The 22,243-nt window shown below is 66.1% G+C and carries 22 protein-coding genes; 11 read left to right on the top strand and 11 right to left on the bottom strand.

Going from position 1 to position 22,243, the window contains the following annotated elements; genetic code table 11:
* Positions 1 to 2 precede the first annotated feature (2 nt).
* A complete protein-coding gene (locus P9A17_RS23985; protein ID WP_278041247.1) occupies positions 3 to 842 on the top strand; it encodes a transglutaminase family protein in 840 nt (279 codons plus the stop codon).
* Here the strand turns inward: P9A17_RS23985 and P9A17_RS23980 are convergent.
* Together P9A17_RS23980 and P9A17_RS23975 are read right to left on the bottom strand one after the other, a co-directional pair.
* The gene (locus P9A17_RS23980) at positions 839 to 1,690 is read right to left on the bottom strand and encodes a ribonuclease Z (protein WP_278041246.1); all 852 of its coding nucleotides are present in this window, start codon (positions 1,688 to 1,690) and stop codon (positions 839 to 841) included. The genes P9A17_RS23985 and P9A17_RS23980 overlap by 4 nt on opposite strands.
* A gap of 58 nt (positions 1,691 to 1,748) precedes the next feature.
* Positions 1,749 to 2,756, bottom strand: coding sequence for an aldo/keto reductase (locus P9A17_RS23975; protein WP_278041245.1), 1,008 nt, complete (start codon positions 2,754 to 2,756; stop codon positions 1,749 to 1,751).
* 124 nt (positions 2,757 to 2,880) lie between these two features.
* Here P9A17_RS23975 and P9A17_RS23970 point away from each other — a divergent pair, with 124 nt between their 5' ends.
* Together P9A17_RS23970 and P9A17_RS23965 are read left to right on the top strand one after the other, a co-directional pair.
* Positions 2,881 to 3,309 carry a CBS domain-containing protein gene (locus P9A17_RS23970; RefSeq protein WP_278041244.1) on the top strand — a complete coding sequence of 143 codons (429 nt, stop codon included), beginning with the start codon at positions 2,881 to 2,883 and terminating at the stop codon, positions 3,307 to 3,309.
* A gap of 7 nt (positions 3,310 to 3,316) precedes the next feature.
* Positions 3,317 to 3,916: a GNAT family N-acetyltransferase gene (locus tag P9A17_RS23965; protein WP_278041243.1), complete on the top strand. Its 600-nt coding sequence runs from the start codon at positions 3,317 to 3,319 to the stop codon at positions 3,914 to 3,916.
* A 27-nt stretch (positions 3,917 to 3,943) separates the two neighbouring features.
* On the opposite strand, the gene P9A17_RS23960 is transcribed toward P9A17_RS23965, so the two are convergent.
* Positions 3,944 to 4,555 carry a type II toxin-antitoxin system PemK/MazF family toxin gene (locus P9A17_RS23960; protein WP_278041242.1) on the bottom strand — a complete coding sequence of 204 codons (612 nt, stop codon included), beginning with the start codon at positions 4,553 to 4,555 and terminating at the stop codon, positions 3,944 to 3,946.
* Positions 4,556 to 4,669: 114 nt separating this feature from the next.
* Between P9A17_RS23960 and lepA the strand changes: the two genes are divergently transcribed.
* From lepA to P9A17_RS23920, 8 genes are all read left to right on the top strand, one after another.
* Positions 4,670 to 6,511: a translation elongation factor 4 gene (gene lepA, locus P9A17_RS23955; RefSeq protein WP_278041448.1), complete on the top strand. Its 1,842-nt coding sequence runs from the start codon at positions 4,670 to 4,672 to the stop codon at positions 6,509 to 6,511.
* A gap of 12 nt (positions 6,512 to 6,523) precedes the next feature.
* Positions 6,524 to 7,225: a sensor domain-containing protein gene (locus P9A17_RS23950; protein ID WP_278041241.1), complete on the top strand. Its 702-nt coding sequence runs from the start codon at positions 6,524 to 6,526 to the stop codon at positions 7,223 to 7,225.
* A gap of 127 nt (positions 7,226 to 7,352) precedes the next feature.
* Positions 7,353 to 7,487 (top strand): hypothetical protein, encoded by a 135-nt coding sequence (locus tag P9A17_RS23945; RefSeq protein WP_278041240.1) that lies wholly within the window; start codon positions 7,353 to 7,355, stop codon positions 7,485 to 7,487.
* Between the two features lie 69 nt (positions 7,488 to 7,556).
* The gene (locus tag P9A17_RS23940) at positions 7,557 to 7,835 is read left to right on the top strand and encodes a WhiB family transcriptional regulator (RefSeq protein ID WP_278041239.1); all 279 of its coding nucleotides are present in this window, start codon (positions 7,557 to 7,559) and stop codon (positions 7,833 to 7,835) included.
* 93 nt (positions 7,836 to 7,928) lie between these two features.
* Entirely contained in the window at positions 7,929 to 9,356 is a 1,428-nt protein-coding gene (locus tag P9A17_RS23935; RefSeq protein WP_278041238.1) for an APC family permease, read from the top strand.
* The gene (locus P9A17_RS23930; protein ID WP_278041237.1) at positions 9,353 to 10,690 is read left to right on the top strand and encodes a glutamine synthetase family protein; all 1,338 of its coding nucleotides are present in this window, start codon (positions 9,353 to 9,355) and stop codon (positions 10,688 to 10,690) included. The genes P9A17_RS23935 and P9A17_RS23930 overlap by 4 nt, the downstream gene beginning before the upstream one ends.
* Positions 10,687 to 11,697 carry an LLM class flavin-dependent oxidoreductase gene (locus P9A17_RS23925; protein ID WP_278041236.1) on the top strand — a complete coding sequence of 337 codons (1,011 nt, stop codon included), beginning with the start codon at positions 10,687 to 10,689 and terminating at the stop codon, positions 11,695 to 11,697. The genes P9A17_RS23930 and P9A17_RS23925 overlap by 4 nt, the downstream gene beginning before the upstream one ends.
* 16 nt (positions 11,698 to 11,713) lie before the next feature.
* Positions 11,714 to 12,907 carry an acyl-CoA dehydrogenase family protein gene (locus tag P9A17_RS23920; RefSeq protein WP_278041235.1) on the top strand — a complete coding sequence of 398 codons (1,194 nt, stop codon included), beginning with the start codon at positions 11,714 to 11,716 and terminating at the stop codon, positions 12,905 to 12,907.
* Positions 12,908 to 13,069: 162 nt separating this feature from the next.
* On the opposite strand, the gene P9A17_RS23915 is transcribed toward P9A17_RS23920, so the two are convergent.
* The 8 genes from P9A17_RS23915 to P9A17_RS23880 all read right to left on the bottom strand — a co-directional run bounded on the left by P9A17_RS23915 (position 13,070) and on the right by P9A17_RS23880 (position 22,242).
* On the bottom strand, positions 13,070 to 15,784 hold the full coding sequence (locus P9A17_RS23915; RefSeq protein ID WP_278041234.1) for a fumarate reductase/succinate dehydrogenase flavoprotein subunit: 2,715 nt from the start codon (positions 15,782 to 15,784) through the stop codon (positions 13,070 to 13,072).
* Entirely contained in the window at positions 15,784 to 16,527 is a 744-nt protein-coding gene (locus P9A17_RS23910) for an ABC transporter ATP-binding protein (RefSeq protein WP_278041233.1), read from the bottom strand. Before P9A17_RS23910 ends, P9A17_RS23915 begins: the two co-directional genes overlap by 1 nt.
* Positions 16,528 to 16,555: 28 nt before the next feature.
* Positions 16,556 to 17,419 carry an ABC transporter permease gene (locus P9A17_RS23905; protein ID WP_278041232.1) on the bottom strand — a complete coding sequence of 288 codons (864 nt, stop codon included), beginning with the start codon at positions 17,417 to 17,419 and terminating at the stop codon, positions 16,556 to 16,558.
* Positions 17,416 to 18,837 (bottom strand): ABC transporter substrate-binding protein, encoded by a 1,422-nt coding sequence (locus tag P9A17_RS23900; RefSeq protein WP_278041231.1) that lies wholly within the window; start codon positions 18,835 to 18,837, stop codon positions 17,416 to 17,418. The genes P9A17_RS23905 and P9A17_RS23900 overlap by 4 nt, the downstream gene beginning before the upstream one ends.
* A 27-nt stretch (positions 18,838 to 18,864) precedes the next feature.
* Positions 18,865 to 19,092 (bottom strand): ferredoxin family protein, encoded by a 228-nt coding sequence (locus P9A17_RS23895; protein WP_183471137.1) that lies wholly within the window; start codon positions 19,090 to 19,092, stop codon positions 18,865 to 18,867.
* Between the two features lie 3 nt (positions 19,093 to 19,095).
* On the bottom strand, positions 19,096 to 19,842 hold the full coding sequence (locus P9A17_RS23890; protein WP_278041230.1) for a GntR family transcriptional regulator: 747 nt from the start codon (positions 19,840 to 19,842) through the stop codon (positions 19,096 to 19,098).
* 251 nt (positions 19,843 to 20,093) lie between these two features.
* Positions 20,094 to 21,407 (bottom strand): NtaA/DmoA family FMN-dependent monooxygenase, encoded by a 1,314-nt coding sequence (locus tag P9A17_RS23885; protein ID WP_278041229.1) that lies wholly within the window; start codon positions 21,405 to 21,407, stop codon positions 20,094 to 20,096.
* 16 nt (positions 21,408 to 21,423) lie between these two features.
* Entirely contained in the window at positions 21,424 to 22,242 is an 819-nt protein-coding gene (locus P9A17_RS23880) for an ABC transporter ATP-binding protein (RefSeq protein WP_278041228.1), read from the bottom strand.
* Position 22,243 lies beyond the last annotated feature (1 nt).

Raw genomic sequence — 22,243 nt, 5'->3', positions numbered from 1 at the left:
ATATGTGGCGGATGCGAGTGGTGCATTCGACGGGATACGCCTACAAGTCGCCGGTCACCGCGTCGTACAACGAGGCGCGCCTGACCCCGCGGTCGGACTCCCGGCAGAACGTGATCCTCAACCGCGTCGAGACGGTGCCCGCAACGAGGTCCTATCGGTACGTCGACTATTGGGGCACCGCGGTGACGGCGTTCGACCTGCACGCTCCGCACACGGAGCTCGAGGTCACCGCGTCGTCGGTGGTCGAGACCGAACGGCCCGACGCACCCAAGGACAAGGTGAGCTGGGCCGATCTGACCACCGAAGCCGTGATCGACAAGTACGACGAGGTACTCGCCCCCAGCCACTACGTGCCCGCGAGCAAGCGCATCGAACGGGTCGGTAGGCGCATCGCGAAATACCACGAGCCTCAGGAGGCGGTGATCGAGGCGGCGCGCTGGGTGCAGGGCGAACTGCAGTACGTGCCCGGCACCACCGGTGTGCACACATCAGGCGTCGATGCGCTGCGAGAAGGCAAAGGCGTATGTCAGGACTTCGCACACTTGACGTTGATCCTGTTGCGCAGCATGGGCATTCCGTCGCGCTACGTCTCGGGGTATCTGCACCCGAAGAAGAACGCGAAGGTCGGTGACACGGTCATCGGGCAGAGCCACGCGTGGATTCAGGCGTGGACGGGGGAGTGGTGGTACTACGACCCGACCAACGACGCCGAGATCAACGAGCAGTATGTCAGCGTCGGCGTGGGCCGCGACTACGCGGACGTCTCCCCGCTCAAGGGCATCTACTCGGGTGAGGGCTCGACGGATCTCGACGTCATCGTCGACATCACCCGGCTGGCTTAACTTTTCCGAGCGCACACGCCCGGGTGGACCTCGACGCGGTGCAGATCGTCGCCGAGTTCGATCTGGCAGTCGAACTTCGACGCGGCCAGTTCGCGCCAGGCGTCTTCCTGCCCTGGCTGCAGCGGAGGCACATAGTGGGTGAGGATCAGCGTGCCGACGCCCGCCTGCTGCGCGGTTTCGGCGGCCTGCTCCACCGACGAGTGGTAATCCAGGATGTCGCGCAGCCGCTGCTGCGGTGACAGTGCCACCAAGTCCTCGCGAATCACCGTGTGTACCAATGCTCCTGCTCCGGTGGCAAGCTCGGTCAAGCTGTCACAGGGCACCGAATCGCCTGCCACCACGACCGACGCGTCGCCGTATTCGATGCGGAACGCAATGGTCGGTTCGACCGGCCGGTGATCGGTGGGGGCCACGCGGATCTGGACGTCATCGGCATCCCAGATCGGGCCGTCGGTGAACTCGTGAACCTCCACGACGGGAGGTTCGGTGATGTCGGCGTGATGCCCGACGCGATAGCTGATGTCGGGCGCGAGGGCCTCCAGGGTGGCCGCGACGACCGCCGCGGTGCCGGGCGGCCCGTAAACAGGCAGCGGCGTACGCGTGAACGTGGAGACCCACCGCGTGGTGATGACGTCGCTGAGGTCGGTGATGTGGTCGCTGTGCAGGTGCGTCAGCAGCAGCGCCGCAATGTTGGCTGCGCCGACACCGACCGCGGCGGCGCGCATCAACACACCACGCCCGCAATCGACGAGGAACAACGCGCTGCCGGCCCGGACCAGCGTGGAGGGTCCCGCCCGGTTGGGGTCCACCATCGGGCTTCCGGTGCCGAGCAACGTCACTTCGATCATGGGCAAGATATACCGGCCCCGTCGACGCAGCGTGCGGTTATCGCGGGTTGGTTGCCCGCTATTCGCGGCTTGAGCCGATGTGTGACATATCCGCGTAGCGGGCGCCCGTGACCCCATCGCCGGCCGCTCCCAGTAAGTCGACCTGTTCGGGTGTCAACGTCACCGACAGTGACGCGAGGTTCTCGTCGATCCGCGCCGCACGCCGCGTGCCGGGAATCGGCACCGACGCCACCCCGAGGTCGTCCGCGCGGTGGCGCAGCCATGCCAGCGCGACCTGTGCCGGAGTCGCTCCGGCCTCGTGGGCTACTGCGGTCACCGCGTCGACAACGCTCTGGTTGGCGTCCAGCGCGGCACCGGCAAACCGGGGCATGGTGCGGCGGAAGTCGTTGGCGCCCATGTCGGCTGCCGATCGCACGCTGCCGGTGAGGAAGCCGCGCCCGAGCGGGGAGAACGGGACGATCCCGACGCCGAGTTCGGCGGCGGCCGGGACGATGACCGCTTCGATGTCCCGGGTCCAGATCGACCACTCGCTCTGCAGCGCGGCGATCGGATGAACGGCGTTCGCGGCGCGCAGTTCTGCGGCGGAGACCTCGGACAATCCGAGGTGGCGCACCTTGCCCGCGGTCACGAGTTCGGCCATGGCGCCTACGGTTTCCTCGATGGGGACGTTCGGGTCGCGACGGTGCAGGTAGTACAGATCGATGACGTCGGTGTGCAGCCGTTGCAAGCTCTCGTCGACGCACTGACGGACGTAGGCGGCGTCGCCGCGCAGGGACACGCTTCCCGCGGCACGCTCGGCGGGATTGCTCTGGATGCCGAACTTGGTGGCCAGCGTGACCTCATCGCGGCGGTCGGCCAGCAGGCGCGCGATCAGGCGTTCGTTATCGCCGGATCCGTAGATGTTGGCGGTGTCGAGGAACGTGACGCCGACGTCTACGGCGTGATGGAGGGTGGCCAGCGATTCGTCGTCGTCGACCGCCCCGCCGTAAACGGGTGTGAGTGCCATTCCGCCGAAACCCATTGCGCTGACTGGCAATTGGTCGCCGAGGGTGATTGATACCGGCATGGCCGTCCTTTCGGGCAGGTTCGGGGTCATCTTTGCGTGCAACCGGGGCAATGTCGGATGTGTTCCGCTGGGAACCTGCTGAGTAGTAGCCTGGTGTGAGCCAGGTCACCACAGGGAGATGTCGATGCGGATATCCGACGTGCTGCGCAACAAGGGTGCGACGGTCGCCACGATCACGCCGGAGACCTCGGTCGCCGGGCTGCTGACGGAGCTGACGGTGCACAACATCGGCGCAATGGTGGTGGTGTCGCCGGACGGACTTCTCGGCATCGTGTCCGAACGCGATGTGGTGCGTAAGCTCCACGACATGGGTGCTGACCTGCTCCGCCGGCCGGTGTCGGAGATCATGACGACGCTCGTGGCGACGTGCTCTCCGGACGATTCGGTGGACAGTTTGAGCGTGCTGATGACGAACAATCGGGTGCGGCACGTGCCCGTCGTCGTTGACGGCAGGCTCGCCGGCATCGTCAGCATCGGCGACGTCGTGAAGACCCGAATGGAGCAGCTGGAGCACGAACAGGAGCAGCTGCAGGCCTACATCACGCAGGGCTGATCCCTCGGTGGCCGATGTCGATGTCCGGTTCGCGCAGAAACCGGACGTGAAAGAGCTTTCGCGGGTACTCGGCCGGGCGTTCTTCGACGATCCCGTGATGACGTTCATGGTGCCCGACGACGCCAAGCGTGCGCGGGCGCTGCCGCTGGTGTTCGGCGCGATGACGCGGCACCACTTCCTCGGCAACGGCGGTGTCGAGGTCGCCGGCGACATCGGGGCGGCGGCGCTGTGGGATCCGCCGGGGCGGTGGAAGCAGACGCAGCGTGAGGAGCTGCGGATGATGCCGCGCTTCCTGCTCGCGATGGGTCTGCAGGTCGGGCGCGGAATGGCGATTTCGGAGCTGATGAAGAAGAACCATCCCGAGGAGCCGCACTGGTATCTCGCCGTCATCGGCAGCGACCCCGACGTGCGCGGCGGCGGGTTCGGGCACGCGCTGATGACGTCGCGACTCGACAGGTGCGACAAAGAGGGCGCGCCCGCCTACCTGGAGTCGAGCAAGGAATCCAACGTTCCGTATTACATGCGGTTCGGCTTCGAGGTGACCGGCGAGATCCACGTTCCCGACGGCGGTCCGACGATGTGGCAGATGTGGCGGCGACCCGGCTAGGTCAGCTCACCCCGCCGGAGGCGGGAATCAGGACCACGAGTATTCGGAGCGCAGCCGGGCGGCGACGACGTCGAACACGTGCCGTTCCAGAATGGCGCCCTCGCGCCGGATGCCTTCTTCCGGGACGTCGAGAACCCGGTCCAGCCGCACCCAGCTGGCCCTGCCCTCGTAATCCCAGGACCCGTTGCCGATGCCGACCCAGTTCGGTTCGTCGCGGTGATGGTCCTGGCTCGACAGCATCAGGCCGAGTAAGACCCTGTTGTCGCGGCCGACGACGAGGACCGGGCGGTCTTTACCCCGGGTCGGGTCGTCCTCGAACACCACCCACGTCCAGACGATCTCACCGGGGTCGGCGCGTCCGTCGAGGTCGGGTGCGTAGGAGACCCTGCGGGCGCGATGCGCCGTCGGGACGAAGTTGTTGGACACCGGACGGCCCGCGGGCAGCGCCGGGGCGTTGCTCTCCGATGGTCCGGCCAGCACATCGAGGCCGATCCGGATGCCCTGTTGGATGCCGCGCTGAACGGCGTCCGATTTCTGCAATTGGCGGACCAGTTTCGGCGCCTCGTTGAACACGAGGTTCTCGGTGCTCTTCACCAAGAAGCGTTGAAACGCCTTGAAAGGCGATGCCGATGCGGCCATACCCGACAAGCATAGGCGGTGCGATCACGGCTCGATTGGGCCGCGGGGTGCTGCGGTCGATACTCTGGACGAGCCTTCTCAGGCTGACAGACCGCGCTCACCAGGAGATTTCCAATTAGCAGCTTCGCCGACAAGACGTTCACTGCGCCGGCGCAGATTCGGAACTTCTGCATCATCGCCCACATCGACCATGGCAAGTCCACGCTGGCCGACCGGATGCTGCAGCTCACCGGCGTGGTCGACGAGCGTTCGATGCGGGCCCAGTACCTCGATCGGATGGACATCGAGCGTGAGCGCGGCATCACGATCAAGGCGCAGAACGTGCGCCTGCCGTGGGTTGTGAACGGCGAAGAATTCGTTTTGCACCTGATCGACACGCCTGGCCACGTCGACTTCACCTATGAGGTATCCCGCGCGCTGGAGGCCTGCGAGGGTGCCGTGCTGCTGGTCGACGCCGCGCAGGGCATCGAGGCGCAGACGCTGGCCAACCTGTACCTGGCGCTGGATCGCGACCTGACGATCATCCCGGTGCTCAACAAGATCGACCTGCCGGCCGCCGACCCCGACCGGTACGCCGGTGAGATCGCCCACATCATCGGCTGCGAGCCCGAGGATGTCCTGAGGGTGTCGGGCAAGACGGGCGTCGGCGTCTCCGAGCTGCTCGACCACGTCGTGCGCGAGATCCCGCCGCCGCAGGGCGACTCCGACGCGCCGGCGCGCGCGATGATCTTCGACTCGGTCTACGACATCTACCGCGGCGTCGTCACGTACGTGCGCGTCGTGGACGGCAAGATCACCCCGCGCGAACGCATCGCCATGATGTCGACAGGCGCGACCCACGAACTGCTCGAAGTGGGCATCGTCTCGCCCGAACCGAAGCCTTCCGACGGACTCGGGGTCGGCGAGGTCGGCTACCTCATCACCGGCGTGAAGGACGTGCGCCAGTCGAAGGTCGGCGACACCGTGACCACGGCGCGCAAGGGCGCGACCGAAGCGCTGACGGGATACCGCGAACCCAAACCGATGGTCTACTCGGGGCTGTATCCGGTGGACGGCTCGGACTATCCCGTGCTGCGGGAGGCCCTGGACAAGCTTCAGCTCAACGACGCCGCGCTGACGTACGAGCCCGAGACGTCGGTGGCGCTCGGCTTCGGCTTCCGGTGCGGGTTCCTCGGTCTGCTGCACATGGAGATCACCCGCGAGCGACTGGAACGTGAGTTCAACCTCGACCTGATCTCGACCGCGCCGAACGTCGTGTACCGCGTCGTCAAGGACGACAACACCGAGATGACGGTGACGAACCCGTCGGACTGGCCGGAGGGCAAGGTCCGGTCGGTGTTCGAGCCCGTCGTCAAGACGACCGTCATCGCGCCGAGCGAATTCATCGGCACGATCATGGAGTTGTGCCAGGCCCGGCGCGGCGAGCTCGGTGGGATGGACTACCTGTCGCCCGAACGCGTCGAGCTCCGCTACACAATGCCGTTGGGCGAGATCATCTTCGACTTCTTCGACTCGCTGAAGTCGCGCACCCGCGGCTACGCCAGCCTCGACTACGAGGAGGCCGGCGAGCAGGAAGCCGACCTCGTCAAGGTCGACATCCTGTTGCAGGGTGAGGCCGTCGACGCGTTCTCGGCCATCGTCCACAAGGACGGCGCGTCGGCCTACGGCAACAAGATGACGACCAAGCTCAAGGAGCTCATCCCGCGACAGCAGTTCGAGGTGCCGGTGCAGGCCGCGATCGGGTCGAGAATCATTGCGCGCGAGAACATCCGGGCCATCCGCAAGGACGTGCTCTCCAAGTGCTACGGCGGTGACATCACCCGTAAGCGCAAGCTGTTGGAGAAGCAGAAGGAAGGCAAGAAGCGGATGAAGACGATCGGCCGTGTCGACGTCCCGCAGGAGGCGTTCGTCGCGGCGCTGTCCACCGAGTCCGTCGCCGACAAACCCAAGAAATAGGGACGGGCGACAATGCGCGGGGCGCGTGCCGGGGTGGCGATCGCCGCGACCCTGCTGTGTGTGGGGGCCACCGCGTGCACCAGCGTCGTGGACGCGACGGCGGTGCGTGGCGGGGACGCGTCGCCGGGAACCACGACCATCCTCGGTGAGCGGGACCTCGACTCGATCCTGCTCGACGAACGGGAGCTCAACGACCTACTGGGTAGTTCGCTGATCGAGGTCACCGGCGAGGTCGACAAAATGACCGACGACACCGCGGATGTGTCGGACCCCGAATGTGTCGGTGCGCTCTACACCGCCGAGGAGCCGGTCTACGCGGACACCGGCTACACCGCCGTGCTGACGCGGCTGGCGAGTGAGTCGGGCGACGACTACGAGCATTGGGTCGAGGAATCCGGGGTGGTGCTGCCGACAGCAGACGCGGCGGAGAAGTTCGTCGCCGAATCGGCGACGCAATGGGAGGACTGCGGCGGTCAAGCCGTATCGGTCAGCGACGGTGACGACTGGTACGACTGGGATCTCAACGATGCGGTCACCACGGATGGCATTCTCAGCCAGAAGTCGACGGCCCTGGATTCGATCGAGTGGGAGTGTGAGCACGCGCTGGTCGCGGTGTCGAATGTGGTCCTGGAAGCGTCGGTGTGCGCCGAGAGGATTGCCGACGAAGCGTCGGTGCTGCTGACCGAGATGGTTGCGAAGGCCTCGCAGCGCTAGTTGTACGCGGGCTGATTCAAACGTCGCTGAATCGTAAAGCGTTGCACTGCCCGTGTTTTCACGGAGTGCGGGTTGGTGCTCGCTTGCGCGTGTTCTGCTGCAGACCGTTCGGGCATAGCGTGGCGCCATGGAGGAGACGCCCACGCCGTGGCTGATCGCCCAGGCCATCGAGTCATCAGGTATTGCGGTGTTGTGGGTGTGGGTCGCCTCGCTTGCCGGTGCCGCGCTGGTTCTGCTCGGCGCAATCCTGTTCTGCAGCTGAGATTCGGGCGTAAAGCTCACGCGGAGTCGATGTCTGGGCACCGCGCCTGATCTGGGTCAACATCGGCGCATGACAGCGGTGTGGCAGGCCCAACCCGACACGGACGAATACTGGAGTTGGCAGCTGCACGGCAGGTGCCTGGACTTTCCGGCGGACCTGTTCTTCCCTGAGAGTGAGCGACGTGCCGATCGCCGTGAGCGCGAGGAGAAGGCCAAGCGGATCTGCCGGGACTGCCCCGTGTTGAATCGGTGCCGCGAGCACGCCGTGCGCGTTCCCGAGCGCTACGGCATCTGGGGTGCAACCACGCCGCGGGAGCGCGGCATCCCTCCGACGCACCGCGGCAGATAAAAGAATTCACGCTGACCGCAATAATTGAGCAACGCCGGAGACGTCCCTACGGTGCGTTCAGCATCATCCCATGACACCAGAAGGACGTCACTAATGTCTGAAGCAACGCTGCCCGGCGAGGGTTTGGTGGCAAACTCGGACGCGCCGCAGGAAACTCGGCGGCTGCGCGGCAATCTCGGCGTCGCGTCGATCGTGTTCATGGTCGTCGCCGCGGCTGCACCACTCGGCGTCATCGGCGGTGTGGTGCCGCTCGGGCTCGCCAGCGGCAATGGCGCGGGCTTCCCGGCGACGTTCATTGTCGCGACCGTGATCCTGCTGCTCTTCTCGGTGGGGTTCACCGCGATGACACCGCATGTCGAGGAGGCCGGTGCCTTCTTCTCGTACGTTCGGCAATCCCTGGGACTTCCGGTCGGCATCGGCATCGCGTTCGTCGCCATCGTGAGCTACGTCGCCCTCGAAGCCGGTGTGTACGGGCTTCTGGGTCCCGCGGGTGCCAGCGTCGTCGAACTGTTCGGCGGTCCCGCCCTCCCGTGGTGGCTGTTCGCCGCGGCGGCGTTCGCCGTGACCACCTACCTGGGCTACCGCAACATCGAGCTGTCCAGCCGCGTGTTGGCCGTCCTGCTCACCGCCGAGATCGCGATCGTCGCGATCCTCGACCTGGTGATCGTCGTGCGCGGTGGCGACCACGGGTTGTCCTCGGGGATCGTCAACCCGGATGCGATCTTCTCCGGATCCCTGGGCATCGGGCTGCTTTTCGCGATCATCAGCTACGTCGGATTCGAAGCCACGGCGATTTTCCGCGACGAGGCCCGCGCCCCAGAACGCACCATCCCACGCGCCACCTATGTCTCGCTGCTGCTGATCGGTGTCTTCTACGCGATCACCAGCTGGGCGCTGATCTCCGGTTGGGGTGACGAGCAGGCGGTCGCGCAGGCGACCGACAACGGTGGCACGTTCCTCGGCGACACCGCGTCGCGTTACATCGGGGTGTTCGGTGCCGACGTCATCACGGTGCTGTACTTCACGAGCCTGTTCGCCTGCATCCTGGCGTTCCACAACGTGGCGTCGCGCTACATCTTCGCGTTGGCACAGAAGGACGTGCTGCCCGCGTCGTTGAGCCAGCCGCACGCCAAACACGGTTCGCCGCATCAGGCTTCGCTGTGGATCTCCGCTGTGGTCGCGGTGAGCGTGATCCTGGCGGTCGCTTTCGGCCTGGATCCGGCCGCGCAGTTCTACACGTGGTTCGCCGGGGCGACGACAGTCGGCATCGTCGTGCTGCTGATCGCGACCAGCGTTGCGGTGCTGGTGTTCTTCGCCAAGGACCGCCGCGGTCTGTCGCAGTGGCGGGTACGTATCGCGCCGGCGCTCGGGCTGGTCGGCCTGCTGGGCTCGCTCGCCCTGATACTGGCCAATCTCAGCGATCTCGTCGGTGGGTCAAGCATTTTGGCGTGGGTGATCATCGGCCTGCTCGTCGGCGCGTTCGCTGCGGGCACGGTCGTCGGGCGGAGGGCCGCGACATGACGCAGTTGTCCGAGCCTGACGTCAGCACCGCGGCCGATGAACTGCGGGAGGGCATCGCCGACGGTTCGCTGACCGAGATCGAGGTGGCCTGGAGCGACCCGTTCGGCCACGCGGCGGGGAAGCGAATCCCGGCCGGACAGTTTCTCGACCGGGCCACCGGAACAGGGTTCGCGTTCTGTGAGGCCGCGTTGGGCTGGAACACCGACGGCACGGTGATCGACGGACTGCGACTGACGAACTGGGACGGGGGATACCCGGATGTCTATGCGGTGCCCGACTTTTCGACGTTCACCAGGTTGCCCTGGCGTCGCGGTGTCGGGCATGTGATCTCCGATATCGTCACCCATCACCGCACCCCGTCACTGTTGGATCCGCGGGCGGTGCTGAAACGGGTGCTGGCACGGCTGCAGGCCCTTGGTTTCACCGCCAAGGTCGGCGTGGAGTTCGAGTTCTACCTGCTCGAACTCGACGGTTCTCCGATCATCGACCGAATCCAGGCGTACTCGCTGGAGAACGCCAACGCGTTGGACCCGTTGATCGCCGATTTGTACGAAACGCTGGGCGCCTTCACACGATTGGAAGGCATCCAGACCGAATACGGACCCGGCCAGGTGGAGACCAACCTGGTGTACACCGACGCGTTGGCCGCCGCTGACGACAGCGCCAGGCTCAAGTACGCGGCGAAGGAAGTCGCACGCCGACACGGCAAGTTGGCCAGCTTCATGCCGAAGCCGTTCTCGGAACACTCCGGAAGCTCGGCGCACCTGCACATCTCGCTGTGGCGTGATGGCGAGCCTGTGTTCGAGCCCGCCGGCGGCGCGGAAAGCCAGGACGCCCGGTACGCGATCGCCGGGCTGTTCGAACACTTGCCGTCGATCACGCTGTTCGGGGCGCATTCGGTCAACGCCTACCGCCGCTTCGCGCCAGACACGTTCGCGCCGGACACCGTCAACTGGAGTCGCGACAATCGCAGTGCCGCCATCCGCTCCCTGATCGAGGACCAGCCGGGATCGTCGCGCATCGAGTTACGTTCGGGTGCTTCCGATTCCAATCCGTACTGGCTGATCGCGTCGGCTCTGGCCGCGGTGATCGCGGGATTGGAGGCGCGTCGCGAGCCGCCCGTGGCGGCCGTGGGCAACCTGTACGGCAAGGGCACGCCTCTTCCTGACTCGCTGGGGACCGCTGTCGCATTGGCTGTTCAGGATGACACCATCCTCGACATTCTCGGTGAGCAGTCGGTGCTCGACTTCGCCGCGATCGCCCGCAGTGAATGGGATCAGTATGTCGGGCACGTCAGCGACTGGGAGCGGCGTCGCTACCTGACTACGTCATGACGGGACCCCGATTCGGGGTGTGGGCACCGGTCTACGGAAACCACGGTGCCCGTAACCATCCGCAGGATGCCCCCGACGCCGGTTACCGACGCAACCGTGACCTGATCGTGCACGCCGAACAGGTGGGATTCGACGCCACCCTGGTGGCGCAGCACGTGATTCATCCCAGCGATGTCGAGGACGACGTGCTGGAGACGTGGTCGACGCTCGCGGCGCTCGCCGAGGCCACCGAATCGATCGAGCTGATCGGTGCGATCAAACCACTGCTGTTCAACCCGTTGGTGTTCGCCAAGCTCGCCGCCAACATTGCCGACATCTCAGAAGGGCGGCTGTCGATCAACGTCGTCAGCGGATGGTTCCTGCCGGAGCTCGAAGCACTCGGCGTGACGCTACTCGATCATGACGACCGCTACGAGCACACGAGGCGCTGGCTCGAGAAGGTGACTGCGCTGTGGGCGGGCAAGCAGGTCGACACCGGCGGAAGGCAACCCGCGTTGGTGCGTCCGGTACCTCGGTTCGTGCCGCCGGTGTACGTCGGTGGCGAGTCCGAGCCGGGAAGGGCGCTGGCTGCGGCCACGGCTGACGTGTTCTTCATCAACGGCAGGCCGCTGCCCGAAACCGAAGAGGTCATCGCCGATCTCCGGTCCCGCCGAGCCGGATTGCGGTTCGGACTGTCGGCATTCGTGATCGCTCGGGACACCGACGCCGAAGCGCAGGCTGAGGCCGAACACCTGCAGGCGCTGGTGGACGCCGAAGTCCGTCCGGAGATCTCCGGCGGAACCGACCCGAAGACCCAGATGTACAAGGTGCTTGCAGGCACCAGTCGCGTCGGTTCGAACGGTGGAACACTGGCCGGGCTCGTCGGCAGTTATGACACTGTGGCCGAACGTATCTCGGCGTTCCATGCCGCAGGTATCGAACTGTTCATGCTGCAGTTCCAGCCGATCGAAACGGAACTCGACCGGTTCGCCGAGCACATAATTCCCCGATACCGCAAGGCCGACTGACGGACAAGGAGTGACGATGACCCTCACCGTCGATAACGACGTTGCCGGGCGGCTGGCCCGCCTCACACCGATCGTCGAAGCGTTGCGTGCCGACGATCCGTCGGCCGAGCGGGAACGGGTGCTCCAGCACGACGCGGTCGCCGAGTTGCGCGGTTCCGGTGTCCTGACGCTGCGGGTCCCGAAGCGGTACGGCGGGCCCGGTGGCAGCACCCGTGACGTCCTCACCGCCGTCATTCACATCGCGTCGGGGAGCTCCAATGTGGCTCAGGCACTTCGGGCTCACTTCGGGTTCAGTGAGCGCCTGTTGAGCAATCGCGCCACCGAGGCCGAGCGGTTCGAATGGTTTCCCAAGATCAACGCGGGACTTGTGGTCGGCAACGCCATCACTGATGCCAAGGGTCGTACGCCGGGCAGCTCGGACACCACCGTGCTGCCCGACCGTGACGGTGTGCTGCGGCTCAACGGGCACAAGTTCTATTCGACCGGCACGTTGTACGCCGACGCGATCGCGGTGTCGGCGGTTGACGCTCAGGGCAACGATGTGCAGGTGATCGTGCCGACCGACCGTGCAGGTGTCGAATTGTTCGACGACTGGGACGGTTTCGGGCAGCGCATGACCGCCAGCGGGGCCACCCGGTTCACCGACGTCGAGATCGCTCCGATCGAGGTGACGACGGTATCCGACGGGCACCACCTCGGACACAGCACGACATTCCTACAGCTGTACCTGGCGGCAGTCGCCGCGGGGATCGCCGTGGCGGTGCGCAACGATGCGGTCGAGTACGTGCAGACGCGTGCGCGGCCCGCGGCGCACTCGCTAGCGAGCCGCGCTGCCGACGATCCGTTCATCCTGCAAGCGGTCGGAGAGATCGGTGCTGCTGCGGCGGCCGCCCAAGCGTTGGTGCTTTCGGCCGCGGACTCTCTGGATGCGCTGGTGGACAACGGACTTCAGGATGACGCGGGAGCCCTGGCCGACGTGGCCGTGGTGGTCGCGCAGGCGCAGCTGGTTGCCGAGCGGCTGACGCTGGACGTCGCGCAGCGGTTGTTCGACACCGGGGGAGCGTCGGCGACGTCACGCAAGCTGAACCTCGATCGCCATTGGCGCAACGTCCGCACGGTCGCCAGCCACAACCCCCTCGACTACAAGGCGCACGCCGTCGGCAACTACCTCGTCAATGGAACGACACCGCCGGCCAACGGCTACTTCTGACGATCCTTGCCCCGCACCGCGAGCGCGCGCGTCTGCACAGGGACACGCCGCAGAACTTGGCGCTCGGCGCGCGCTCGTTGCGGTCGAACGTGCATGAAATGCCCGCGGGACCCGGCGTGTCGGCGGGCAGACACGCGCGCTCGCGGTGCAACAGAAGGACCCTCAGGTTGCCGCTTCCAGCGCCCGGCGTGCGTAGGCGCGTACGTCGGCGTCGCCGTCGTCGAGCGCTCCGGTGAGGGCTTCGCGGGCCGCATCCTCCGACGATGCCCACCGCGTCAGGCTCAGCACGGCGGCCTTACGGACGTCCAGGTGGGGGTCCGAAAGTGCCTGCGACAGTGGCGGTACCGCAGCAGACGGTGACGGTGCACCCGCCAGCGCGCGGGCCGCGCCCTGGCGAATCTGCCACGCCGACGCCGCCAGCGCCTTCTCGACCGTCGACACATCGGCATCGTCCCAGCCGATCGCGCCGATCGCCGTGAGCGCGGCGGCGCGCACCAGTGGGTCGGCGTCGTCGATCAGGGCGCGCACGGTGGCCGATCCCGCACCCAGCGTTCCCAGTCCGTTGGCGACGGCGATCCGAACCTCACGGTTGGCGTCGGTGTGTGCCGTCGCGACGCCGTCCACATCGTCCACCGAGACCAGGGCGCGGACTGCTTCGATCCGGACCCGGTGATCGGCGTCTGCCGCGAGCTCCCGGTAACGCCCGGCGTCACCGGCGCGGCGTGAGGCCAGCACATAGATGGCCGCGCCGCGCACGACGGCATCGCTGGAATCAACGTGTATCTGAACGGCTTCCGGATGGGGCAGGACCTCGACGAGCTCGCGGATCCCGGCGGCGGCGACGTGGCGGACCTCTACGTCGGCGTCGCTGAGCGCCTCGATCAGCGGTACGGCGTATCCGTCGCACAGCGTCTCGGTCAGCACATCGACGGCGATGCGCCGCACTCCGGGATCGCTATCGGCCAGGAACGGTGTCAGCTCGTCGACGGAGGGTTCGTCGAGCGCCAGCACCGCGGCGATGCGCGGCGACGGAGGCTGAATCGCCGTGGCCGGCACCCGCGACACCTCCGAGGCCGGAGCGCGACCACCCGCCAGTTCGGGCTCGATGACGGCGATCGGCTCGCTTTCACCGCTGGGCAATCCGTCGAGGCCGGGCACGGAAACGAAATACGGTGCGACAGGCCGCTTGAAGAACTCCATGTCACCGTCTTCGGTCCGGCGCAGATTCAGGTGGTAGCGCCATTCGACGTCGTCCCGTTCGGGAACATCACTGCGCTCGTGATACAGCCCCCAGCGCGACTCGGTACGGGTCAGCGACGACCGGGCCGCCATCTCGGCGCAGTCACGGATGAACGACACCTCCACCGCCCGCATCAACTCGTGCGGTGTGGTGGCGCCGATACCGGCGACTTCGTCGCGCATCCGGGAAAATGTCTCGACGGCCAGCGACAGTTTGGTCGCGGTCTTCGGCGGGGCGACATAGTCGTTGACGAACCGGCGGAGCTTGTACTCCACCTGAGGCTGCGGCGGACCGTCAGGATTACGCAGCGGCCGATAGATCAGCTCGTGCGCCGCCTCGATCTGATCGGCCGGAAGATCCTGTGGGACAGCCACATCGGCGATGGCCGAAGCGGCGTCCGCACCGGCCAGATCACCGTAGACGAACGCGCCGATCATGTAATTGTGGGGCACGCACGCCAGGTCGCCTGCCGCGTAGAGTCCGGGAACGGTTGTGCGTGCGTTCTCGTCGACCCACACGCCGGATGCCGAATGTCCACTGCACAAGCCGATCTCAGAGATGTGCATCTCGATGTCGTGTGTGCGGTAGTCGTGGCCGCGGTTGGCGTGGAACGTTCCGCGTGTCGGGCGTTCGGTGGTGTGCAGAATGTCTTCGAGTGCGGTCAGCGTCTCGTCGGGCAGGTGGCTGACCTTGAGGTAGATCGGCCCGCGAGCAGATTCGATCTCGCTCTTGACCTCCGACATCATCTGGCCCGACCAGTAGTCGGAGTCGACGAAACGCTCTCCGAGGGCATTGACCTGGTAGCCGCCGAACGGGTTGGCGACGTAGGCGCACGCGGGACCGTTGTAGTCCTTGATCAGCGGGTTGATCTGGAAGCATTCGATGCCCGACAGTTCTGCCCCGGCATGGAACGCCATGGAGTAGCCGTCGCCGGCGTTGGTCGGATTCTCGTACGTGCCGTAGAGGTACCCCGAGGCCGGCAGACCCAGCCGTCCGCATGCGCCGGTGGCCAGGATGACGGCCTTCGCGGCGACGACCACGAATTCTCCGGTGCGGCTGTTGAGTGCCGCCGCGCCGACGGCGCGACGCGTTGATTTCCCGTCGCTTCGCTCGCCCAGGTCGTCGGTCAGCACGCGAACCGGTACCAACCGGTTCTCGATCTGGATCTTCTCGCGCATCGACCGCTGCCGCAGCACTCGGTAGAGAGCTTTCTTGACGTCCTTGCCCTCGGGCATCGGCAACACATACGACCCCGACCGGTGCACGCGGCGCACCGCGTACTCGCCGTGCTCGTCCTTCTCGAACTTGACGCCATAGCGTTCCAGGCGCTGCACCATCGCGAAACCCCGTGTCGCGGTCTGGTAGATGGTGCGCTGGTTGACGATCCCGTCGTTGGCCCGCGTGATCTCGGCGACGTAATCCTCCGGTGTCGCCTTTCCGGGGATCACCGCGTTGTTGACGCCGTCCATACCCATCGCCAGTGCACCGGAGTGCCGGACGTGGGCCTTCTCCAACAGGAGTACCTGGGCGCCGTTCTCGGCGGCGGTGAGGGCGGCCATTGTGCCCGCGGTGCCGCCGCCGATGACGAGGACGTCACAGTCCAGCCGGATCGCGTCGTCGAGTGAAGGTATCTGCATCAGGAAACAAGCTCCGAATGGTCTAGGGCGGCAATGACTTCAGTGCGCAGAGCCGTGCGCGACACAGATGTGTCACGGGGTGAAGGGACGTCGAGCAGCGCCCGCAGCGGTCGGCCGGCGCGACCGAGGACCGCGATCCGGTCACCGATGAGCAGCGCCTCGTCGACGTCGTGGGTGACGAAGACGATCGTCGTCGGGTGTGCTCGCCATGTGTCGATGAGCAGCCGCTGCATTGTCGCTCTGGTCTGGGTATCCAGCGCTCCGAACGGCTCGTCCATCATCACCGCTCTGGGCGCTCCGGCCAGTCCGCGCGCGAGTTGGACACGCTGACGCATGCCGCCGGAGAGACTCTTGGGAAGGTACTTCTCGAAACCCGTCAAACCGACGTCGGCGATCCACTTCGAGGCCTCCTCGCGGCGGCCCTGTCGCGGTCGGCCGGAAAGCTTCAGCGCCAGTTCGACATTGGACTGCACCGTGCGCCACGGCAGAAGGGCGTTGTCCTGGAACACCATCGCCCGATCCCTGGACGTGTTCGCCACCCGCACGCCGTCGGCGAACACGTCCCCGCTGTCGGGGGTCAGCAGACCCGCCAGTGCCCGGAGCACTGTGGATTTCCCGCACCCGGATGGGCCCGTCAGGACGAGTATCTCGCCGGGCCGGACGTCGAGATCCAGGCCGGCGATCACCGGCGCACCGCCGTAGCTCAATTCCAGATCGCGGAGTTCGAAGGTGAGTCCGCTCATCGGTACTGTCTCCTCTTCGCGCAAGCGCTCATCGGTTGCTCTCCTCGCCACGCGGCAGCCAACGCGTCACGCGGCGGCCGATCAGTTCGACGGCCGCCGATGTGACGAAGCCGAGCACGCCGATCGTGATGATGCCGACGAATACCTCGGGGTAGGCGAGCACCGTGTACGCCTGCCACGTCCGGTATCCCACCCCGAGGCGGCCCGAGATCATCTCAGCCGAGATGACACAGATCCACGCCACTCCGATGCCGACGGACAAGCCACCGAAGACGCCAGGAAGGATGCCGGGCAACACCACCCGCACGATCACGTCCCAGCTGTTGCCGCCGAGGGTGCGCACCGAGTCCTCCCACAACGTAGGCAGAGCGCGTACCGCGTGGCGCGTACTCACCATGATCGGGAAGTACGCGGCGAGGAACGTGATGAACACGATCCCGGCCTCGTCGGTGGGGAACAGCAGGATCGCGACGGGCACGATCGCGATCGCGGGGATCGGGCGGGCCAGTTCGGTGAGCGGCCCGAATACGTTGGCGAACTTGGCCGATCGTCCGAGCAGGATCCCGGTGACGACGCCGGCGATGGCGGCGAGCGCGAAGCCGGTGAGGATGCGGATCAGCGACTGCCCGAGGTCGAGCCAATAATCGGTGGTCGCGACGCGCACCGCGAATGCCGCGACGATGTCGCTGACGGTGGGCAGCGTGTCGAACCGCAACCAGAGCCGAACATCGTTGGCGGTCAACAACTGCCACAAACCGATCGCGGCAGCGACCGAAGCGATCCGAACGAGCCAGGCCCGCCACGGCGCGTTACGCGTCGCCTTGGGCGACGTCTTGCGCGGCGTCGCGACCACCGGTGCATCGGCGGTCAGAACCGCAGGCGGGGTGGTCATACCGCGCCCGCCAGCGCCTGCTGGTAGTCGACGACCGCGGCGCCCGGGTGTGCTGTTGTGTAACGCGCGGCCCCGGCGGCGGTGTCGAACGGCAGGTGCTTCTGGCCGTCTCTGACCCAGAAGGACTTGTCGGCGAACCAGCGGGTGCCGAACTCCGTGTCGGGAACGAAAGCAGCGCGGATGTTTTGGCCGTCGGCTGTGGCTTCACGGACGGCGCGCAGAAGGCAGTCGGGGTTGGCTGCGGGTTGGGTGGACTCGGCGCCGTCGATCCACAGTTCGCCGGCGAGCTTCGCATCGGTCACCGCGACGTCGCACACGGGATCCTGACCGCTGATCGCCGACGGGTTCGTGGTGTCGCCGAGCGCCGCGTCGTAGTCCTGACCGCGGTCGGCGAATGCCTTGCGGATCGCTGTGTCGGACACGAAGTTGTCGACGTCGAGCGGGGCGAATTCACCGATCGACTGCAGGTACGGAACGTCACCCTTGAGCGCCTCGACCAGGGATGGTTTCAGCGTGGTGTCGAAGCTCGTCCCGCCGGGCCCGTTGTAGAGGTAGACGACTTCTTCCGGCAGTCCACTGCCCTCGGCCACCAGTTTGGCCGACTCCAAGGGGTTGTCGTTGAGGAATTCGGTGGCGTCGAGCTGTGCCTGGAGGAACGCGTCCAGAACCTCGGGGTGCTGGCCCGCGTAGTCACGACGCACGACGACACCGTGGAAGGTCGGGTAGTCGCCTTCGGCTCCGTCATAGAGCAGAGTGGCCTTGCCCTGGAAAGCGAGCAGGCCGGGCCACGCGACGAACTGCGACAGTGCCTGAACCTGACCGGATTCCAGCGCTGAGGCTCCGACCTGCGGCTGCTGGTTGAGTACCTCGACACCGGTTTTCGGATCGATGCCGGCGTTGTCGAGCGCTCGGACCAGCGTGCCGTGCCCGGCGGATCCGACGCTGGCCGAGACCTTCTGCCCTTTGAGGTCGGCGATGGTGCGTGCCGGTGAGTCGGGCGGTACCACAACCATGTTGAGCGAACCGGTGGGGCTGTAGCCGGTCACCGAGACGAGCTCGGTACGAGCACGCTCGTTGGCCTGGGTCTTGGAGCCGTTGATCAGTAGCGGGTAGTCACCCATCGAGCCGATGTCGATCTTCTCGGCGACCATCTGCGCGGTGATCGGGGCGCCCGTGTCGTAGTCCTGCCACTCGACGACGTACTCCTTTCCGCCCTCCTTGGTGATGTCGCCGAGCCGTTGCTCGAAGAAACCCTTGGCCCGCAACAGCGTTCCGGCGGTCACGGTGTTGATGGTCTTGGATTGGTAGCCGATGACAACACGGACGGTGTCCTCGGACTGGGACTGAGAGTCCAGCGAGCACGCGGTCAGCGAGGTGGCGGTGGCCGCGGTGAGCAAAGCAGCGAGTGCGCGTTTCATGGCGTGGTCCTTGGTGTTTCGGAGCGGCTAGCGGATGAGGTAGGGCATGTTGACGGTGACGGCGCCGGTGGGACAGCGTGCGGCACAGGGCCCGCAGTACCAGCACTCGTCGACGTGCATGAATGCCTTGCCGTTCTCCGGGTTGATCGCCAGCGAGTCGAGCGGGCAGATCTCGACGCACAGCGTGCATCCTTCGATGCACAGTGACTCGTCGATGGTGACGGGTACGTCCACACGCTGGGTGACCTGAGCCATGAGCTATCCCCTAATCAGATTGCTGCGCAGTGTGATTCGGTCACCACGCATCCGGATGTATTCGAGATCGACGGGCCGCCCGTCGTCGAGGTGGGTGAGTCGTTCGAGTAACAGCAGCGCGGCGTTGTCGGGCACCTGCAGGATCGCCGCCGAATGCGGATCTGCGGTGACGGCTTCGACGGCGACTCCCGCGTGGCCGAGACGCCGGCCGGTGACCAACTCGATGAGGGAGAAGACGTCGTTGTGCTCCAGCGAATGCTCGATGACGGCTTCTCCGATGTCGCGCGCCAGGTAGGTCATGTCCAGGCTCAGCGGGAGGTCACCGAGGTAACGCAACCGTTCGACGAAGACGACGGGCTCACCCGGATCGAGCTGGAGCTTGTGGGCGACCGACGGTGGCGCCGAGACGGTGAGGGTGGCTCGCACCTCATTGCGGATCTCGCCGTAGCCCTTGAATGTTTCCTTCAACCCGACGAGGGCGTCGAGACCGTGGTCGTACTTGCGGATCGCGACATGCGTGCCGATCTTTGGTTCGCGGTCGATGAGGCCTTCGGCTTTCAGAACCCCGAGCGCCTCCCGCACGGCATTGCGTGAGACGAGGAACTCGGCGGCCAGCTCGGATTCCGAGGGAAGGCCGCTCTGGTATCCGCCGGCGTGGATCTGGTGGCGGACCACGTCAGCCACCAGACGCGCCTGGTCGGAGCGCGGTCGGCGCAGGGGCGTCGGAGAGTCGTCGCGGGCGGGTTCCACCACCGGTCACCTCGGGTCGTCTTGGGCTGCAAGAGCGCTGAAAGTGCTGGTGGTGACCGTAAATCGCATACGGCGAATGGCCGAATGATGTACTGGCGGTGGTTTCGCAACGGACTCCATTGCGCCGCCTCGCCGGGACGTTGACCTGGGGCGATCGGGGTAGCGGCGGTCATTGCGCCACCCTCGCTGCGCCTGCCTGGTTTTGATCGCGATGAGCGCAAATCCGCCGACAGGTCGACCGGCCCCGGGAGCTACCCGGATGCCGCGAGTGGAGCGGACTCCGGATCGTGGGTCGTGAACAGGTCGCGGAAGGTCGTGGGCTCGTTGCTCAACGGCGTGAAGTACCCCGCGCGCTGGAGTTCTGGCAGCAGACGTCCGGTGATGGCATCCAGTCCGTGGGGATAGTGGGTGGGCCAGATGTTGAATCCGTCGGCGAGGCCTGAGTCGAACCGCTCCGCGAACGCGGCGACGACGTCGTCGACGGTGCCGACGACGGTCCAGTGTCCGTTGGTGTTGGCCACGTAGTCGACGAGCTCCTCCAGGGTGTACTCCTCATCCACGGCCAGGCTCTTGAAGACCTCGTAGCGTCCCTGGCGACGCAGGATGTCGTCGGGCGGCGGGATGATCGCCGGGTCGATCGTGTCGGTCCGTGCGAGACCGCTCAGATCGGCACCGCCCAGGAGCGCTTCGATGCGGCGCCGGCCGGCCTCGAAATCGCTGGGCTCCCTCAACTGCGCGGCAAGTTCCCGCGCTTGGGCTCGGTTCTCGCCGATGATCGGGATGACACCGGTGATCACCGTCGGCCGGGTCCCGTCGGCGCGTTGCTCGCGCGCCCGTCGACGAAGGTCGGTGAAGTAGTCCTCGGCGATGCGCTTGCTCGGTTGCACGGAGTAAACGAAATCAGCGACCTCGGCGGCGAATTGGCGTCCGAGATCCGACGAGCCTGCTGCGCCGATGCCCGGAATCCCCTGGGGCGAACGCGGCACATTGAGCGGGCCCTCGACCCGGAAGTGCTCGCCCACGTGCTCGATCGGCTTGACGAGGTCGGACAGGTAATAGAGCCCCGAATCCGCGTCCTCGATCACGGCTTCGAGATCCCAACTCGACCAGAGCTTTCGGAGGACAGCGGTGAACTCGCGGGCGCGCGCATACCGGTCGTCGGGGCGAGGCAGCGTGCCGCCGTAGTTCTTCTCCCCGGTGAACGACGTCACGAGGTTCACCCCGATACGGCCGCCGCTGAGGTTGTCGAGAGAGTTGACGGCGCGGGCGACGGTGAACGGTTCGTTGAATGTTGTCGACACGGTGGGGATCAGACCGATCCGCGAGGTCCGCGCGGCCAGTGCCGCCAGCAGTGTCAGCGGCTCGAAGGCACGCGGCACCTGCCGTGCCTGATCGAGCGTCAGCCCGTCGGCCAGCAGCAGCCCGTGTACGCCTGCACGCTCGGCTTCCACCGCGACGCGGAGGTAGTGCTCGAAGGACTCCAGATGGCGACCCCGCGGAAGCCACTTCCATGCGTTGCGTTGACCGGTACCCAACATGATCGTGTAGCGGGGCGTGTCAGGCATCAACGACCTTTCCGTATCAGGAGATTTCGAGACGGCGGCGCAGCGTGGTCCGTTCGTCCTTGGTACTGCCGTGGGTGAACAGGCTGCCCGCAGACCCGACCAGCAGCTTCGAGTAGTCGTGGGCGGGCTCGCGGATCAGGTCCCAGGTGGGGGCTTCTTCGACGATGCGGCCGCGGAACAGGACAGAGGTCCGTGTGGTGACGGCCGTAGCCGAACCGATGTCGTGTGTGATCAGCAGCAGCGCAATTCCCTGCCGGTTCAGCTCGACGAGCAGATCGATTGTCGACGCCCGGTTGGCGGCGTCGAGGGCGCTGAGGGGTTCGTCGAGAATCAACAGTTTCGGATGCTGGATCACCGCGCGGATCAACCCGATACGTTGGCGCTGTCCGCCGGACAGCTGCGAGGGCCGTTTGTCGAACAGTGACTGGTCCAGCCCGAAGCGGTCGAACAGTTCACGACTGCGTTCCGCCGCGGCTCGGCGCGACATTGATGTCCGGACGAGAAGTGGTTCGATCGTGGAGTTTCCCACCGTGATCGCGGGGTCAAGGCTCTGCAGGGTGTCCTGGAATACGTAGTCGATGTCGCCGGCGCGCCTGAACTCCGTCCTCTGCCTGCCGTTCAGGCGAGCGATGTCGCGCCCTTCGAAGAGGATCTCACCCGAGCGCGGCGTGACGACGCCGAGGATGGTCCTGGCCAATGTCGTTTTACCCGAGCCGGATTCGCCGATTACCGCGACGGATTCGCCGGCCCCGATGTCGAGGCTGACATCTTTGAGTACGTCGTTGCGGCCGCGACGGCTGCGGTAGCTGACGTCGACGTTTCTGACTTTGAGCACC

Origin of the sequence: Mycobacterium sp. 236(2023), from assembly GCF_029623955.1 — a bacterium.
Lineage (GTDB): Bacteria > Actinomycetota > Actinomycetes > Mycobacteriales > Mycobacteriaceae > Mycobacterium.
This window is presented reverse-complemented; position numbering and strand designations above follow the sequence as displayed.

Bases quoted from the DNA above. Each gene is read 5' to 3' on its own strand.
- P9A17_RS23935 (WP_278041238.1), top strand. From the start codon at position 7,929: ATGTCTGAAGCAACGCTGCCCGGCGAGGGTTTGGTGGCAAACTCGGAC.
- P9A17_RS23925 (WP_278041236.1), top strand. From the start codon at position 10,687: ATGACGGGACCCCGATTCGGGGTGTGGGCACCGGTCTACGGAAACCAC.
- P9A17_RS23920 (WP_278041235.1), top strand. From the start codon at position 11,714: ATGACCCTCACCGTCGATAACGACGTTGCCGGGCGGCTGGCCCGCCTC.
- P9A17_RS23910 (WP_278041233.1), bottom strand. From the start codon at position 16,527: ATGAGCGGACTCACCTTCGAACTCCGCGATCTGGAATTGAGCTACGGC.
- P9A17_RS23975 (WP_278041245.1), bottom strand. From the start codon at position 2,756: ATGCCGGTATCAATCACCCTCGGCGACCAATTGCCAGTCAGCGCAATG.
- P9A17_RS23940 (WP_278041239.1), top strand. From the start codon at position 7,557: ATGACAGCGGTGTGGCAGGCCCAACCCGACACGGACGAATACTGGAGT.
- P9A17_RS23915 (WP_278041234.1), bottom strand. From the start codon at position 15,784: ATGCAGATACCTTCACTCGACGACGCGATCCGGCTGGACTGTGACGTC.
- P9A17_RS23905 (WP_278041232.1), bottom strand. From the start codon at position 17,419: ATGACCACCCCGCCTGCGGTTCTGACCGCCGATGCACCGGTGGTCGCG.
- P9A17_RS23950 (WP_278041241.1), top strand. From the start codon at position 6,524: ATGCGCGGGGCGCGTGCCGGGGTGGCGATCGCCGCGACCCTGCTGTGT.
- P9A17_RS23900 (WP_278041231.1), bottom strand. From the start codon at position 18,837: ATGAAACGCGCACTCGCTGCTTTGCTCACCGCGGCCACCGCCACCTCG.
- P9A17_RS23985 (WP_278041247.1), top strand. From the start codon at position 3: ATGTGGCGGATGCGAGTGGTGCATTCGACGGGATACGCCTACAAGTCG.
- P9A17_RS23885 (WP_278041229.1), bottom strand. From the start codon at position 21,407: ATGCCTGACACGCCCCGCTACACGATCATGTTGGGTACCGGTCAACGC.
- P9A17_RS23960 (WP_278041242.1), bottom strand. From the start codon at position 4,555: ATGGCCGCATCGGCATCGCCTTTCAAGGCGTTTCAACGCTTCTTGGTG.
- P9A17_RS23945 (WP_278041240.1), top strand. From the start codon at position 7,353: ATGGAGGAGACGCCCACGCCGTGGCTGATCGCCCAGGCCATCGAGTCA.
- P9A17_RS23970 (WP_278041244.1), top strand. From the start codon at position 2,881: ATGCGGATATCCGACGTGCTGCGCAACAAGGGTGCGACGGTCGCCACG.
- P9A17_RS23930 (WP_278041237.1), top strand. From the start codon at position 9,353: ATGACGCAGTTGTCCGAGCCTGACGTCAGCACCGCGGCCGATGAACTG.
- P9A17_RS23980 (WP_278041246.1), bottom strand. From the start codon at position 1,690: ATGATCGAAGTGACGTTGCTCGGCACCGGAAGCCCGATGGTGGACCCC.
- P9A17_RS23895 (WP_183471137.1), bottom strand. From the start codon at position 19,092: ATGGCTCAGGTCACCCAGCGTGTGGACGTACCCGTCACCATCGACGAG.